This window comes from Snodgrassella sp. W8158 (assembly GCF_016100435.1).
In the GTDB taxonomy this organism is placed as follows: Bacteria; Pseudomonadota; Gammaproteobacteria; order Burkholderiales; family Neisseriaceae; genus Snodgrassella; species Snodgrassella alvi.
Map to the genome: position 1 here is coordinate 572,487 of NZ_JACFSM010000001.1, position 17,178 is coordinate 589,664.

Annotated in this window: 11 protein-coding genes; 1 reads left to right on the forward strand and 10 read right to left on the reverse strand. The window is 37.6% G+C overall.

Translation table 11 applies throughout. The annotated features are described in order from the left end of the window. Positions 1–46 precede the first annotated feature (46 nt). Positions 47–559, forward strand: a complete 513-nt coding sequence (locus H3V11_RS02525; protein ID WP_084551719.1) for a ClbS/DfsB family four-helix bundle protein — start codon at positions 47–49, stop codon at positions 557–559. 1,129 nt (positions 560–1,688) lie between these two features. Here H3V11_RS02525 and H3V11_RS02530 read toward each other — a convergent pair. The 10 genes from H3V11_RS02530 to H3V11_RS02575 form a co-directional block, all read right to left on the reverse strand. After that, positions 1,689–1,865, reverse strand: a complete 177-nt coding sequence (locus tag H3V11_RS02530) for a hypothetical protein (protein WP_158500020.1) — start codon at positions 1,863–1,865, stop codon at positions 1,689–1,691. A gap of 26 nt (positions 1,866–1,891) precedes the next feature. After that, complete coding sequence (locus tag H3V11_RS02535; RefSeq protein ID WP_198223534.1) at positions 1,892–11,143, reverse strand: hemagglutinin repeat-containing protein; 9,252 nt, start codon at positions 11,141–11,143, stop codon at positions 1,892–1,894. Between the two features lie 272 nt (positions 11,144–11,415). Further along, the gene (locus tag H3V11_RS02540; RefSeq protein WP_198223535.1) at positions 11,416–13,182 is read right to left on the reverse strand and encodes a ShlB/FhaC/HecB family hemolysin secretion/activation protein; all 1,767 of its coding nucleotides are present in this window, start codon (positions 13,180–13,182) and stop codon (positions 11,416–11,418) included. A gap of 961 nt (positions 13,183–14,143) precedes the next feature. After that, positions 14,144–14,593, reverse strand: a complete 450-nt coding sequence (locus H3V11_RS02545; protein ID WP_174830637.1) for a hypothetical protein — start codon at positions 14,591–14,593, stop codon at positions 14,144–14,146. Positions 14,594–14,844: 251 nt separating this feature from the next. Then, a complete protein-coding gene (locus H3V11_RS02550; RefSeq protein ID WP_198223536.1) occupies positions 14,845–15,105 on the reverse strand; it encodes a hypothetical protein in 261 nt (86 codons plus the stop codon). Between the two features lie 21 nt (positions 15,106–15,126). Continuing rightward, a complete protein-coding gene (locus H3V11_RS02555) occupies positions 15,127–15,384 on the reverse strand; it encodes a hypothetical protein (RefSeq protein ID WP_198223537.1) in 258 nt (85 codons plus the stop codon). Positions 15,385–15,810: 426 nt separating this feature from the next. Further along, positions 15,811–15,999, reverse strand: coding sequence for a hypothetical protein (locus H3V11_RS02560; protein WP_198223538.1), 189 nt, complete (start codon positions 15,997–15,999; stop codon positions 15,811–15,813). 73 nt (positions 16,000–16,072) lie between these two features. Then, positions 16,073–16,384: a hypothetical protein gene (locus tag H3V11_RS02565; protein WP_198223539.1), complete on the reverse strand. Its 312-nt coding sequence runs from the start codon at positions 16,382–16,384 to the stop codon at positions 16,073–16,075. A 175-nt stretch (positions 16,385–16,559) separates the two neighbouring features. Further along, positions 16,560–16,910 carry a hypothetical protein gene (locus H3V11_RS02570; RefSeq protein WP_198223540.1) on the reverse strand — a complete coding sequence of 117 codons (351 nt, stop codon included), beginning with the start codon at positions 16,908–16,910 and terminating at the stop codon, positions 16,560–16,562. After that, positions 16,911–17,162, reverse strand: coding sequence for a hypothetical protein (locus tag H3V11_RS02575; RefSeq protein WP_198219301.1), 252 nt, complete (start codon positions 17,160–17,162; stop codon positions 16,911–16,913). It abuts the gene before it with no gap. Between the last annotated feature and the right edge of the window lie 16 nt (positions 17,163–17,178).

Genomic DNA, 17,178 nt, shown 5'->3' on the forward strand with positions numbered 1-17,178 from the left:
TACCGCATAGTTCATATAGTTAATGTCTGAAGGTAGGGAGAACCAAATGGCAATACCAGAATCTAAACAGGAACTAATTGAAGCAATTAATAAAAACTATACACTACTGACCAAAAAGCTGGCTGCTGTACCTGAACAGAAAGCCTATCTGCCTCTGATGGAAGGCCATGCTAAAGGTACAATGATGAGCGCTGCACAGCTTGTGTCTTATTTAATTGGCTGGGGAGAACTGGTGCTGTCATGGCATAAACAGGAACAGTCAGGGCAGAAAATTGCCTTTCCGGAAGCAGGATATAAATGGAATCAACTGGGATTACTGGCACAGAAATTTTATCGTGATTATCAGGACATTACCGATTTCAAACAGTTACTCTCGCTTCTGGAGACCAACAAAAAGAATCTGATTTCACTTATTGATAGCTTTAGTAATGAAGAGCTGTATGGCTCACCCTGGCATGAAAAATACACACGCGGACGCATGATTCAGTTTAATACCTCCTCCCCTTATAAAAATGCCACAGGACGATTGAATAAATTGTTGAAACAAATTGCCGAATAAGCTTATTTATTTTTAAAATTTATCAAAATATTCATATAGGTTAAATTATATCATCTTAGCTTATTTTTATGATATAAGAATATTATTAACTTTAATGTCAATATTCTTATTTTATTTACGCAAAACAGTTATTATTTTAATAGAGTTTCTTTTAATTTCCTCAGTCATTTAACTTTTATTCTTAGCTATTTTTAATAATGATCAAAATATTATCCTGTAAAACTACCATGAATTATAAATTTCAACTATTTTCTGAATAAATAATTAAATTAAATTCAGGACTGATATATCAGACTATCAATACTTACATTATTAATTTTTACCTTTTGTTTTGAACTAAAATTTCAATTGTTGCTGTTGCATTACAAAGTAAGTTGCATATGTAGGTATTCCGCGTTTTTCATACACAGAACAAACATGTTGTTCATCATTTAAATTGTTTTATTACTGCTCTCTCTCTGCATATTCACTATTCTGCAAGTTTATTACACGGCAATCGCTCAGACATATACTGATACCGACAAATATAAGTAAACAGATTTTAGCAATTCACTTCTGCCTAAGTTGCTTTTCTTCAAATACAAAATAGCGTTTGCCATTAATTTCATGAATCAGTATCTGCATGGTACTGATTATTTTTTGCGTTATCCGGCCGGAGATAACTTCTAAAGCAGAATTATTAACAGCAACATACAAATTACCGTAGGCTGATTACAGATTTTATTCTGCTACATTTCTAAAGACGTTTCTTAGTCACGGTAAATATCTGGATTAGAAGCTACTACTGTATTCCCATATATAGTTTTGTGGAAATCCCAGATACGGATCACTTTACTACAATTACAGTCTGGAGCTGCTACTCCTGTACTGAGGGCTTTCTGTAACAAATTGCACGCATTATCTTTTTGCTAAATTTCTAGCATACTTTTTTGAATCCTTCAGTATTCTTAAATTCATTATGGTTATGCGAGGCATCATTACTGTCTTTTTTCTCAGCCTCGCATCTGTTCATTGATATCCTTTCAATAATCATGCTCAGTTAGTTTATCGGAAATGTTTTTTAATTACAAAATCCGGATAGCCTTTCCTTATTTGTACAATTTTTCAGAATTTTTTATATATCAGCAAATTATAAACCATGCTGACGTGGTGTAACTCGATTTTCTGTCATATCACGATACAGAATTTTTAAATCCAGATTATCGCTCCTTAAATCTCTTACACCACAGATCACATCAGATTCCTGTTGTTGTACATTGGTATGGCCAATAGCATCTATCTTCTGATAGCCCCGGAAACATAACAAATCTTTTAAGTTTCATTGTTATATTCCTAATATATTCCTAATTGGTATAATACCTTTAACAATTTTGAGTTCAGTACCCCGCCGAAATCAACTCCATCAAAAAACACATTATCATAGGAAACATTATTCTTTATTTCTCCGGTTTTCTTGTCAACTACTGTTTTGGGCGATTTTAAGGCATTAGTCAGATTTTCTTTACGTATTTTATCGGCTGCCGACTTTAATGTGTTTTGTGTAATAGCTTTCTCTGGATTAATGGTCAGTATATCGACTACTGTATCCAGTAAGCGCCGCTGATATTGCAATTTATAAATTTCTTCATACAGTGCAGTTTTCTTTTCTTCTGATGTTTCTTTTTTGATTTTTTCCCTCAGCTCTGCCTGTTGAGAATCGATATAAGAGTTAATTAACTTATGGCTGTTCTGACGGAATTCTTTATTAACTTCTACCTGAATATTTAATTCATTAAGTACTTTTTCCTTATCAAAGTTGTTAGCCAGATAACCGGCCTTATCGGCATAATCTTCGCTGCTGGTGTCAGTGTGAATAGCGGCTATGGCCTCTGCTGAGGTTTTATCGGAATTCTGCTGCTGAGCTGCTTCATCAGTAATGACGATATTTTTGGTATTAATACCACTATGTGTAGTACTGCTGTCGTGACCACTGTCATGCCCCTCTCCGGATGAATAGCTGCCGGTAAGCTTCTTAGGGGAACTCAGATTCAAACTGCCACTGACATCAATACCGTTACTGCTACCACTGTAATCGCTGTAATTTTTGATGTCACTGCTGGTAAGACTGCCGGTAATCAAGCTGTTTTTACCTTCTGCTTCTGCGGCACTGGCAGAGGTGATGATCGCCCCTTTCAGATCTGTATTGCCTTTAACTTTAATCTGATAGCCATTATTTCCGGCCATGATACCGCTCTGTTCGGTTACACTGGCATAATCTGCCTTGATTTTGTTATCACTATAGCCGGCTGAACCGGTTGGAATAAAGTTTGTGTCTACATTTATTTGTCCGCTGACATTCTGCTGTTTACTCTGATATTCCGCTTTGTCCTGAAGGCTGGCTATGTTCAGCTCGGCTGCATCTATGCTCACGCCTTTACCGATTACTTGCGCACCTATGATATTGGTGGCGCCGCCACTGCTAAGGCTGGTATTGCTATTGCTGCTGCCGACATGACTATTACGATTGCTTGTCCCTTGTCCTTCGCCACCACCTTTACCCAGATTGACCCCGCCAGTAATGCCCAGAGATGTACCACTGGAGCCCAAACTGGCAGACACTCCGGCATTCCAGCCACTGGATTTATTGCTGCTGCTCTCATTGTGGCTTTGTTCGGCTGCGCGCAGATTAATTTGATTATCTGCCTGTAAATGGGTGCCTTTGTTGCCTGCTACATCTGATCCGATGATGTTGATATTGGAATCTTTGCCTGCTCCGGTTGCCAGCAGATTCACTGTTCCTCCGGCATTAATCCGGCTGGCTGAGGCCACCTTATCTTCTGTGTGATTCTCCAAACGGGACTTCTGCTGACCGAATGTTATGCCGACATTAACATCCTTAGGCTTTTTGGGATTACTGATAATATCACTGGCCGCTTTATATGTGTCCATTCCAGCATTAAAGACAGCTAAGGCATTAACACGATCATATTTACTTTTATTTATACGCCCAATTGCATCTTTGGCTTTTTTGACAGAACCACCCTTAGAACTATTTACACTTACTGTAACACCACTTTGCTTCATAGTGTGCACATAATCAGTGCTGTACTGATCCTGAGCTGCCAGCACATTAATTTGTTTAGCCACAACAGCCACATTACCTTCAGTGGAAGCAACAGTACTGCCGCTTTGCGTATAATGATTACCGGCAATAATTGTGGTATCACCTTTCAGACTACCAACATTGCTGCCGCTATGGATAAGGGAATTTCCGGCAATGTCATCGGTTTGTTTCTGACTGCCGATAAAGATACCAGAACCTCCGCTCTTCATCAGACCGGATTTTTTTCTGGCATGATATTCCTGTTCCTGATACTGATTTTCTGCCGCCTCGATTTTAATATCACGACCGGCATGTAATACTGTCTGATTATCTGCAATAACATTGCTGCCGCGGATACTAATATCCTGTTCACTGCCGATACTGACATTACTACCAGTAATAGTACTGCCTACTGCTTCATCATTATGTTTCTGATATTTATCTATGCTTTTTTTAGTGGACAAAATTCCTTTTGTTTTATTGTAATGAGCTTCATCCAGATCCGTTTTTGCCCTGCCCTCGGTAATGTTAACTCCTTCCTTACCATAAATATTAATATCACCATTAATACTGTTAATATCACTCTGCCGGATATTAACTTTGTTGCCATTTAATGAAACATTACCATCAGCAACAATCTGAGTACCGCTTTCATTTTTATGATCCAACACCAGATGGTTTCTGTCACTGAGTTCACCATATCCGGAGTGGCTTGCTGTCTGAACTGTACCCAGATTAACACTTCCGTTACTGCTGGCCAGCTGAGTCAGTCCGTTGGTTGCCGTATTAACAATATTAGCACCATGAAAATTCAGATCATCTACACTATTAACCGCCAGAATTCCATCTTTACTGCCTGTTACATATAGTCCTGCCACACGATCAATCACGGTACCGCCATTGCGCTCATCACCGTGCGTTGCAGTGGTAGTGTTAACATTTATACGTTGTGCCTGCAGGCCAAGCACATTCTGTGCCTGAACGGTACCGCCATTAATATCAATATTATCAGTTGCATTAAGCAGCACATTTTGCCCGCTAATCAGACCACTGTTACTAAGATTATGTGCACCCAAATCTACAATTCTGCGACCGGCCACTGTTCCCTGATTATTAATATCCTTATTAGTATGCAGACTGATATTATCAGCACTGATTAATGCACCGGCTGTATTCAGATCTCCGTCGCGTACCATCAGATATACCTGCGGAACCAGTACGGTTTGCTGACTTCCATCAGGCATGGTTACAGTCTGACTTACCATCCAGACAATATCACTGGTCAGGCGCGCTATCTGATCGGCACTCAGAGCAACTCCCGGTACCAGTCCCATGGTTTTTGCCATACTTATGCCGGCATCCATTAATGCCTTATATTCATCTTCATCACTGTCATATCCTGCAAGGCGGCGATAACCGGTTAACCGATCTATTTGTTCATTAATCAGTCTTTGTTCGTAATAACCGTCCCCTAAGCGCTTCTGTATTTTTTCTGGATCCTGACCTAGCGCTTCTAACAAATAATTGCTACTAAGCCATTTATTTTTATTGGTAAATGCTGGATCGGTTTCAACCAAATAACCTTTATTATCCGGATCAATATGATACAAACTATTATTAGGTAATTTATTATTCAGGCTGGTAAGTGTTTTAACATTGGGTACATTTGCACTATCAGTTTTATTATCACCTACATGCTGATTATTGGCTGACATGTTGTGATTGTCTGTATTATCAGCATTGACATTATCTTTAACTGAATTATTGCTTGTAACATTGTCTGTATCTGTATGCTTACTATTGGAACTGCCAATAGATGTACTACCCGTATGTACACTTCCTGCATTCTCTATGTTACTGGTATTATTATTTACTCCAATAATGGTATTGTCCTTAAAATCAACTTCCGTGTGTTGCTGGATAATGCTGACAGGTTGTTCAAGATCAATAGTCGTGGTTGTGGTCTCGTTTATCTTACCTCTTTCTTGTCTTTTATAGATATGATGCTCGATTCCCCAGCCACTTTTACCTTTTTTATATCCACCAACTGTACCAGTATCAACAACACGCTGCTGACCTTTACTTTCAATATTATCCAGCTGTAACGAATCTGCACCAGTCAGACTACCGCCTACCAGAATCCGGCTGTTATTATTTTCCCAATGGTTGCCGCTTATATTTAAGTTACCGCCAATAATAATTTCACCCGGACTACTTTCACTGACACGCTGTTTATAAGTTTTGCGATTGAAATCCCACCAGGTGATACCGGTTTTTTCCGCTCTGGCCTTAGGACGGCCATCATTAAAATAAAATTCAGAATGTTGTTTTTTAATCTTTCGTTCATTAAAATGCCCGTCCACTCCCTCTGTCCATTTCTCTGTCTGGCCGGGGAATAAATACTGTTGAATATGCTGCTCAGGATTTGCCAGATATTCTTCAAGAGTGAAATGATTATTCAGATTACGTAATTCATTTACGGCAATATTTCCATTTCCTTTTGCCTCAATACGCGCACTGCTGTTTATCAGACTATCAGCCATTCCGGAAGCATGATATTGTTTGTCCAGCTTTCCGCCAATAGCAAGATCACCTTCACTGAGTAAATAGCCCTGCTCCTTATTGACTATATCTCTGGCACCTATATCCAGCTGCTGGCGTGCAGCAATAATTGCTGCCTTAGTCTCATTACCCGTTATTTCTTCTCGATTTAACAGACTGCCGGTACCTATAGCCACATGGTCTCCGTAAATGCGTCCGGTACCAACGTTATCTACAAGGTTTCCAGCTTGAATCAGAGTCAGGCCATTACTGTTTATCAGACCTCGGTTAATTACATTGTCCTGCACATTTAATTCTGTATGCTTATTACTCTGAATAGTACCGGCTGCCTGATTATCTATCCGGCTGGCATCAATAATAACACTATCACCGATAACATTATGATTATTAATTATTTTGCCATTACTATGCAATTTCAGACCAGCATTAGCACTTATATTCCCGTTAATATTAAAATCATCTGTTAAATCTATAGATGCATCATGACCGGCAGCTATGCCGGCATCGTCAGTACTGGCATAATCCAGTTTTTTTGCCTGTAAATTTAAATCATTTCCGGCAAGAATTTTACCGTTTTTGGTATTATCAATTTCCAAAGTATTATGCAGCTGATCATGAATATTTACATTATCTGCGCTACTGATTTGTCCATACTGATTAAGCAGTTTCTGATTGATTTGTGCATTTAGCTGCTTATTGGCGCGGATGTTACCAGCAGTGTTATCGATACTGTCTGCAGTGAGATCAATACTGTCTGCATCTATACTGCCATTATTGCTGTTATCCAGTGTCGATGCTTGAATTACTGCACCTTTACCAGCCTGAATCTGACCGTTTGCGCTGTTATTTAATACCAGATTGCCTGGTCCATCAGCATTTAGCAGTAATTCTTCATTACTTACAATATTTCCGCCTGTGTTATCCAACTTTTCGTCAATCTGCGCCTTTAACTGTTTACCTGCCTGAATGATACCTTCTGATTTATTCTCAACGCGGGCTGCTTTCAGATTCAGATTCTTCTCACTGCTTATTATTCCTTTATTATTATTTTTAATACTTTCCGTATTTAGATAGGCATCTTTACCGGCTATGATTTTTCCGCCGTTACTGTTATCAACAGCCAGATGGCTTTCACCTTCACTGTTGAGCAACACATCTCCGCCACTGCCAAATTCTCCGCCCTGATTATTCAGGCTGCTGCCAATCTGTGCCTTTAACTGCTGATTTGTCCGGATAGCTCCGGCAGCATTGTTTACACTGTCTGCTATCAGATCAATACTGTCTGCATCTATGCTGCCATTATTGCTGTTATCCAGTGTTGATGCTTGAATTACTGCCTCTTTGCCCGACTGAATCACACCATTTGTACTGTTGTTTAAACTTACCGATGCCTTAAGATGCAGATTTTCACTGCTTATTATCCCTTTATTATTATTTTTAATACTTTCCGTATTCAGATAGGCATCTTTACCGGCTATGATTTTTCCGCCGTTACTGTTATCAACAGCCAAATGGCTTTCGCCTTCACTGTTGAGCAATACATCTCCGCCACTGCCGAATTCTCCGCCCTGATTATTCAGGCTGCTGCCAATCTGTGCCTTTAATCTCTGGTTTGTCCGGATAGCTCCGGCAGCATTGTTTACACTGTCTGCTGTCAGATCAATACTGTCTGCATCTATGCTGCCATTATTGCTATTATCCAGTGTTGATGCTTGAATTACAGCCTCTTTGCCCGACTGAATCACACCATTTGTACTGTTGTTTAAACTTACCGATGCCTTAAGATGCAGATTTTCACTGCTTATTATCCCTTTATTATTATTTTTAATACTTTCCGTATTCAGATAGGCATCTTTACCGGCTATGATTTTTCCGCCGTCACTGTTATCAACAGCCAAATGGCTTTCGCCTTCACTGTTGAGCAACACATCTCCGCCACTGCCGAATTCTCCGCCCTGATTATTCAGGCTGCTGCCAATCTGTGCCTTTAACTGCTGATTTGTCCGGATAGCTCCGGCAGCATTGTTTACACTGTCTGCTGTCAGATCAATACTGTCTGCATCTATGCTGCCATTATTGCTGTTATCCAGTGTCGATGCTTGAATTACTGCCTCTTTGCCCGACTGAATCACACCATTTCCACTGTTGTTTATACTTACTGATGCCTTAAGATGCAGATTTTCACTGCTTATTATCCCTTTATTATTATTTTTAATACTTTCCGTATTCAGATAGGCATCTTTACCGGCTATGATTTTTCCGCCGTCACTGTTATCAACAGCCAGATGGCTTTCACCTTCACTGTTGAGCAACACATCTCCGCCACTACCGAATTCTCCGCCCTGATTATTCAGGCTGCTGCCAATTTGTGCCTTTAATCTCTGGTTTGTCCGTATCGCTCCAGCTGCATTGTTTACACTGTTTGCTGTCAGATCAATACTGCCTGCATCTATGCTTCCATCATTACTATTATCCAGTGTCGATGCATGAATTACTGCTCCTTTACCAGCCTGAATCTTGCCATTTGCGCTGTTATTCAATACCAGATTGCTGGGCCCATCAGCATTTAGCAGTAATTCTTCATTACTTGCAATATTTCCTCCCATATTATTCAGCTTTTCGTCAATTTGCGCCTTTAACTGTTTACCTGCCTGAATAACACCCCCTGCCGTATTCTCTGCGCGTGCTGCTTTCAGATTCAGATTCTCACTGCTTATTATTCCTTTATTATTATTTTTAATACTTTCTGTATTCAGATAGGCATTTTTATTCGCTATGATTTTTCCGCCGTCACTGTTATCAACACTCAGACGGCTTTCGCCTTCACTGTTGAGTAATATATCTTCGCCACTGCCGAATTCTCCGCCCTGATTATTCAAACTACTGCCAATCTGTGCATTAAGCTGCTGATTGGTACGAATCGCTCCCTTACTGTTATCAACAATATCGGCTTTTAATATCAGACTATTACTATCAATACTGCCCTGCCGGTTATTCAGGTTATTCGTATTCAGTTTAAGAGATGCACCGGACTGAATTTTTCCGTCCAGACTGTTATTTATATTTCCACTCTGTATACTTAGCTGTTCCTGAGCCGCAATCAAACCATTATCACTGTTATCCAGCTGGGCACTATCTATATCAATATTCTTTACCGACTGTAATTTGCCTTTTCTGTTATCCAGTTTGCCACTTTTTGCCGATAATAATTCTGTTGTAGTAATTTCACCCTGATGATTATCAATGCTATTGGTATTAATTAATGCCTGCCGAGCACTGAGCTTACCTTGATAATTATCAAATATTTCACCACTTACCGTTAATTTATTCAGATTCAGACTGCCATGATTATTCAGGCCAGTCTTCGAGGTTAAATCAATACCACCATTGGCAATAATCTGACCATTATCATTAATTATTTCCTGATTACCGATAATTTGTCCGGTTTCAAATTGTGTTTTATGCGGATTAACAGCAGTGACTGTTTGTCCGCTACCGGTGGCTGTAGTAGGAGGGGTAACAGGTTCTGCCGGTTCCGGTTTATGTTCCGGTACAGACGGAGCAGGCTTATCTTTCTCAGGTGCATAACCAATCAGGCCATTATTACGATTATCCAGCTTATTCATATCCAGCGTTAAACCTTGAGTACCGGTCTGAATAATTTTCCCGTTCTGATTATGAATATTATCTGCAATAATATCTATCCGGCCGGCATTAATTTCTCCCTGATTATGCAGTTTTTGCTGTCGGATATTGATTTCATCTGCAGTAGTCAGTAAACCACTGTTTTCTAACTGCTCACTATGAACCAGCATTTTTCCCTGACTTGAAACTGTTCCACTATTCGTTACTCTGTCAGCATTGAGGGAAACACTGGCAATATCAGCACCAGAAGATTTCTGATCAGAAACGACCATACTGCCGCTATTGCTCAGGTAACCATTAGCATCTATGCTTAAATTACCATTACCGGCATAAATCTGCCCCGCATTATTAACACCAACGCCTTTATCAGTACTGACCAGTACAATCTTACCGGCATACATACCACCCAGTTTGCCTGCATCAATAGCTACTAAAGGTTTATTCTCTGCAGAGGTCAGTACAGACTCAGTTATATTTCCATGTGCATCTGTATTATTGCTTCCTGCTGTAATATTCAGATTATTTGCCCAGATACCTGCATTAATCTGTGCGGCCTGCGATAGAATGCGTGTGTATTCACTGCTTCCGGTATCCAGACCGTCTCCACCGATACTGATATTACCCTGTCGGACTTCAAACCCATCTAAATTACCATTCTTGATTAGCGGTTTACCTGTAGTCAGCGTTACTCCCGCTGCATTAATAAATCCGCTGCCATTCACATTTATCCCCGCCGGATTGGCTATAATTACTTCTGCACGCCGACCGGCAACTTCTATATAGCCGTTCAGCTGGCTGGGATTGATACTATTAATCTGATTAACAATAACTCTGGCTTCACCTTTACTCAGCCACGGATTGGCCTGTATCCAGCCAGCCAGTCTGGTTTCCGTATTTTTTCGGCTATTATTTAAAATAGCGCCTTTGTTATCTACATCCATCTGCCGGAACTGATTAATTGAAACTCCGCCTTTAGTAGGTGTTCGAATATTAATTTGCGGTGTTCCATTCGCTGTTTGCAAAATGGTCGGCTGCTGATTTTTCGGTGCAGAAGTATCAGCATGAATCGAACCTGCTCGGCTGGAATCAATAACCAGAGTGCATAAACCGAAACCCAGCAGAATAGACCAAGCCAGAACAGGTAAACCTGCAATCTTGATTGTGCTATTCATTATTGCGGTACTACCGGCAGTACTGTCTGCAGTACTTTTTCCTTCACGAATAGTATTTTCCGCAACAGCCATCATTTGCCCGCGTTTTTTATTGAAAATTACCTTAAAAAGATTCTTATTCATTTTCCTGCCCTTTGAAGAGTATATTTAATTAAAATTTCTCAAAACCAACTGGAATATTGTCTTAATATTTATTCAGAAAAAGCCAAATATTAAATAAATTTATTCAGATTAAAATCAAACGTATATCAGCAGAATAAAATTCCAATAATGACAAAACAATAATTATCATTTGATCGATTATTCGTAATTTTTCCGGTAACTCTATTATTCATCATGCAATCCTCTTTATTTCATAATCAACGCTATATTTTGAATAAATTTGTATTACAGCTCTAAAGTGAATAATTCAGATTAAATCCGAATGTAGTTTTGTCTGTACGGAAATGCTGCGGTTTATAAATCGGCTTTCCCATAAATACGTCGTAATACCAGTTCCCGCCAGCCTTTATTTGACCTTTAAAACCCAGTACCGTACCCGCCAGCGTCTTTCCTAACTGCATTTCACTTGTTCTTCCCGTTATATGCCCTACGTCAATCCCCGCATATACCTGATGACCCGGTAAGTACTGCCAGTTCAGATTGTTATTCCAGTACCAGCCCTGCTCTCCCATCAGAGTGAGCTCTCCGTCAAATCCCCGCACAGTGTAGCGCCCGCCTATTGATACTTGATCCTGAGTAATTAACGGGGTTTTATTCCACTGCCCGTGAAACGAGGTGTCATAGCTAAAGTTATATTTTCCTACCCTGAACGGCTTCATCAGTGAAGCATCCAGTGTGATTATTTCCATCCGCGAGGTGCCTTCACCGAATTCTTCTTCTGCTGCCCGTAAACTGTGGTCTGCACCGGTTCCACGTTTATAACCTGCACTCAGATTTAGTATGGCATTTCCTAAATATTCCTGATGATTCAGCCCTATAGCCCAGCCTGCCGTATGCCTTCTCTGTACTTCGATTTCAGCATCGTCTATATAGTTATGAGATTTACGCCGCCATATTCTGGCACTTACATCAATTTTACGGTGGCTGTTACGATATATCATTCGGGTTATCCCCAAATCTGTATTTTCACTGCTGCCGTTATAATCATAATTCTGGTTATAACCGGCTATAGCCTGATGGTAGCGGTAATAATTCTGGTTAAAAGCTATCAGCCAGTTTCCTACCGGCACTGAATAATGAAGGGAATAGCCGTGTGTACCACTGCCGGTACGATTACCATCAATATCTACTGTACTGTCTTTACTACCCAGATCATGGTTATAGTTCACATAAAACAGATCACTTAAACCTAACGGATTATCAACAGATAAAGTTACACCGCCCTGATAACGTCCGGTAGCATGACTACCTGAGTCATCTGCATTAAAGCTAATCCGTACTGGTACTTTACGCTGCGACCATGAAACAACCACATCACTTTCGTTCGGTGCTTCAGCCGGCACTATCTGGATATCTGCCTCTACTGTCGGTACGCGTTTCAGGTTTTCCAGTCCTTGTTCTAAATCCCGCAGATTCAATATGTCACCAGATCTGGCAGGAAATTCATTCTGAATACGACGAATACGATTTACATGTGTCTGATCAGCATTATCAAGGTTATAACGAATTTCATGAATTCGTCCCGGAATAACTGTCAATACCAGCTCACCAGTACTTAAATCCTGCGGGCTGGCCAGAATGCGTGTAGTAGTATATCCCCTGTCTATTACTGCATTCTGCGCCAGTGTCATAATATAATTGATGCCATTGCTACCCAGACACAATCCCGGTTTGAATTTACTCTGATTAATAGCTTTATTTAATGCAAATTGAAACCGTTGTGCCTGATCACCATTTAACTTGATGCTTCTGATGGCAAAACATGGTTTTTCATCCTGAGGTAAACCGTTAACCGTACCTTCAATTTGCGGAGGCTGTAATCGCACATTGACTTCAGGCTGCATTTTTTCCTGAAACTGTTTCAGCCTTTGCTGTTCGCGAATAATCTGCTGCTGTTCAATATCTGCCGGATTAGCCGGACCTGACGATGGTGCAGCATACGTCTGATATATTACCCCGTTAATTAGACTTAAAAAAAATAGGTATTTACTGATATTCATAACATTACCTACAAATTATTATTTTAATTAATAATATAATACATAAATTAACTAAACAAATTATTTAACTGATTTATTTATAATAAATTATTTTATTAAGAAAATTTAGTTCAGGTATTTACAGAAAAAAATATTTATAGAAATTAATTTTATATAAATATTTCAATATATTAAATTAAAAAATATTATATATAAATATATCAAGCTATTATAGTTTTCTTTTTCTGGCTTCAGGTCAGATATTCAAAAATTAGAATTAAATTATTGTTTTAAAAAATATTAAATATAAATTTAATTTAATTAACAATTTTTGTTGTAAATTTGGTTTATTTTCCTTAAATTAAATATATTTAATCAATTTTAAAATAAATATAAATTAGATACTCAAATAAATACATTAGATAATCTTTCACTTTTCAGTTAGAAATTCTCAAATTTTTCTCATATTTTAATTAATATGATTAATCATAATATTAATCTTAAATGATTAATTCTTAACTTAATCAATGGTGCCAATTTCATCAAATTTATCAGGTGAGTATTTTTTCTTAGTCATAATTTCACTTCAATATGATTTATTTTTTATAATACATGCTTTCACTAAAAATACCAATTAATAGAAAATACCGTTTCTATAATTATTTTTATCTGTATTATTATGATATTGTCCATTAAGATATAAATATGGGGATAATATTATCAGGCTAGCAACACGTACATGACTCTTTTACCTTTTGCTCTTAGCTCTCATCATGTTTTTTTGCATTCCCGCACAGATTCCATATGATAGTAGTCCCTCGTTCAGTTTTGTTATAAGAAACTTTATTCTGTGAAAATCTGATTTCATCAGGATTTATTACGGTCGTTCATTTTCCAGCAAGACCGACCGATTATCTGACTTGCTATGCAGATCTGGATAATGATAAAAGCTCCCCGGTGCTTAGGCGGGGAGTCTCATTACTTAATCTACTGGATAGAGCTCTTTAATATATTGTTCAACAAAGGGCTTTAATTCCTCTACAGGATAGACTTCATTTCGCTGTACTAGATAAGCATCATCATAAATTACTCTGGCTTCAAGAATCTTAGCTAGTATGTAAGTAACCAATACTGAAAATTTTCGGTTTTTCTCTCCACGATAGATTACTCCTGACATAATTGGTAAATCAGCTTCTGACTCATCTCTAACTTCTGGTTCAAAGTAAGAAAAATTACTCCAGCATACATTATCGTTACTATGATCCTGAATAATTATAAAACCATGAGATAAATCTAAATCACTATTATTTAAAACCCCAATAGAAATCATTCTTGTATCAATTAATAGCTCTTTCAGATTACTAACTAATCCTTTAACTATTTTATCGAAAGAGGAAGTTTCTTTAATTGGAAACATGATTTCATTAGTCATTATTTACTTCCGCCTTTTGATATTGAGCTGCCAGTTACATTTAACTAACCATCTTGAGTTTTAATATAAATATTACTTACAGTACCTTCTTTTGTAATATTGCATACAGGTGATCCTGGTTTAAAATGATTAATCATTTCATTCATACTCACACCTGTTTTAGAAGCATCTATTTATAAATCACCTTTATATCCTTGCTTGGCCATATCCTTAGCACCATCAGTAATGTTTCGTCGGACCGCATGTATGCTTTACCCTTGAACTTCTTTCAATTGAACAGGAACCCCATCAAGCCAACCATCAATACTAGGATTGTTTGCTTTTTCTGCTCCTTTAAAAGTACCACCTTTATATTTCACCATATCTGATGTTTGTTGATATTCATGTGGCGCAAGTGCATTTTTAATAACGGAACCTTGTTTATCTGGTAGTAAAGTGGATAACTCAGAAGCAGCATTTCCAGCTTGTCCCGCTCCACTAGACCTCTTTCCAGCGATAAAAATAATCCCCACTAATTAGGCGGGGATTATTGATCACCACCATTTTGGATACGCTATAAAAGCATTTAATATATTATCCCTATCGTCTAAATCGATCCTTTCGTAGCCTTCAGATTTAGATATATTTTCATTAATGTCTTCTTCAAGAGAAAACCAATACAACTTTTTCTTTTTAATGTCTATTTCTAGTTTGAAATTATCATTCATATCCTTAAATACTGCGAATTTAGATAATTGTAGGTCTTTAATGAAAGAATCAAAAACATTACATTCAAACCAAGCTACTGACACATTTTTAGCTCGAAACCACTTTTTTCAATATCAATCGAAATGTACAATTTTAATGAAGGCAAATGCTCATCTATTTCAATTGTGTCTATAGAAATTTTATTGGATTATTAATTAAGATATCCATTAGTACGCTCTCATATATCGTATATGGGTAATTGTTGGTAACTCACCACTGATCTAGGTGGTTTAAACTCCAATTGCCACCCATTGACAGTAACTCTATCATTATAAGGAATATTATTTTTAGTAGCGTTATTTACAGCTGACTGAAAACTTCTTAACTGTTTTTGGCTTGTTAATTTTACAGACTCTGGAGTAAGCTCATAATTATAACAATAGAGTAGGGTAAATTATTTACTCAACTTGCTATATAAGTCTGAAAGATAATAATTAGAATCTCTAATAGTTAGGTAGGAATTATTCTTATTATGATATTTTAGTCATTATATTTTTGATAATAAGTTCAACAGATTGTTCTAGCTTTTCACTATCTATCGTATAACGATTTAATTCAATTTGATTTTCTGCATCAAATAGCAATTCTCTTAACCATTTTTCTTCTAATGCCAGTATCTGATGCTCAGCTTCATAAATACTAGATTGTATTTCATCCAAACTAATTTTTTTATTTAAATAAGAATCACATTTTTTTTAAGATTATTAATAACATCTGGATATATCCAATTCATCAATTTTCACTCCTTCTGAGAATGGTCACTACAATTTTACTATTCCTTTCGGTAACAACACCTACATCACCACTCCAATATACAGTCCTTTTTACACCATTAACCATTGAACTGGTTTTTGTTCCAGTTTGTATAGTGTGCTCTACAATATTAGGAGAAATGTTACGACCAGCTCCAACTGTACCGGCAGGGAACCCTAACTCTGGTAGTTGCATCCTATCAACTGCATGTTGTGAATATAATCTGTTTCCAATCGACGCATATTGCTTACCGTCAATAGTCTTTTGGGGTAGTTTTACCAAGAATTCCATTCCAAAGCATTACCATTCATTCTCTTTCCAGCTTTACCACCGCTCAGCCATTCATCATAGATGCGCAACAGGGGCTGTTGATTATCAGGATTGAGAAGCCTATCTAAAATAAAGTAATATAGATCTGTCCTTGATAATATCAATCCCATGATTAAATCAAAGACAGATCAATTAATCATCTTATTAATGTTGAAAATTCAGTAGAAATAAAAGGTTGTAATCTTATTTCAACCTTTGTTCTTGTATCCTCTAGTACAACTTCAGTCGTTAGGTACTCACCATCAACATCTTTTTCTATCTTAAAGTATTCCACACCTTCCATTAGATTGTGCGCTATTTTTTTCTGTTTAAACTCTATAATTGTTTGTATCCAACCTCCAGTTGCACTAAACGAAAAAAGTATAGACATTTCATTTTGATCAATATATTTGTATGCAAAGTGTAAATCCTCTGTATTCTGAAAAATAGGTTCTCCCTCAAAAAAAGCTAACAAATCTATTTCATCTGGAAAAGATTGAATAAACATTTATTTTTTTCCTTCTTTTGGAATTGTTGTTACAAATCTACGTGAACCATATGGCATAATTTCAAATGACGTTTGTAATACAGTACCTTTTCCTGATGGCCCCATTAAGAAAGATTCTCTAACTTCAAAACTCTGAGAACCTTTTTTGTCATCATTAATAACATTACCTTTTGTATTTACTACTTTATTAAAGTGTTCAGTTAAAATAGCTGTACCTGTTTCATTAGTCTGTAGCCCAAGCCGTCTCATCATTTGGGATAATTGAGTT

Excerpts from the sequence above, each read along its gene's own strand:
- H3V11_RS02525 (WP_084551719.1), top strand. The coding sequence starts at position 47 with ATGGCAATACCAGAATCTAAACAGGAACTAATTGAAGCAATTAATAAA.
- H3V11_RS02535 (WP_198223534.1), bottom strand. The coding sequence starts at position 11,143 with ATGAATAAGAATCTTTTTAAGGTAATTTTCAATAAAAAACGCGGGCAA.
- H3V11_RS02540 (WP_198223535.1), bottom strand. The coding sequence starts at position 13,182 with ATGAATATCAGTAAATACCTATTTTTTTTAAGTCTAATTAACGGGGTA.
- H3V11_RS02545 (WP_174830637.1), bottom strand. The coding sequence starts at position 14,593 with ATGACTAATGAAATCATGTTTCCAATTAAAGAAACTTCCTCTTTCGAT.
- H3V11_RS02565 (WP_198223539.1), bottom strand. The coding sequence starts at position 16,384 with ATGGAATTCTTGGTAAAACTACCCCAAAAGACTATTGACGGTAAGCAA.
- H3V11_RS02570 (WP_198223540.1), bottom strand. The coding sequence starts at position 16,910 with ATGTTTATTCAATCTTTTCCAGATGAAATAGATTTGTTAGCTTTTTTT.
- H3V11_RS02575 (WP_198219301.1), bottom strand. The coding sequence starts at position 17,162 with ATGATGAGACGGCTTGGGCTACAGACTAATGAAACAGGTACAGCTATT.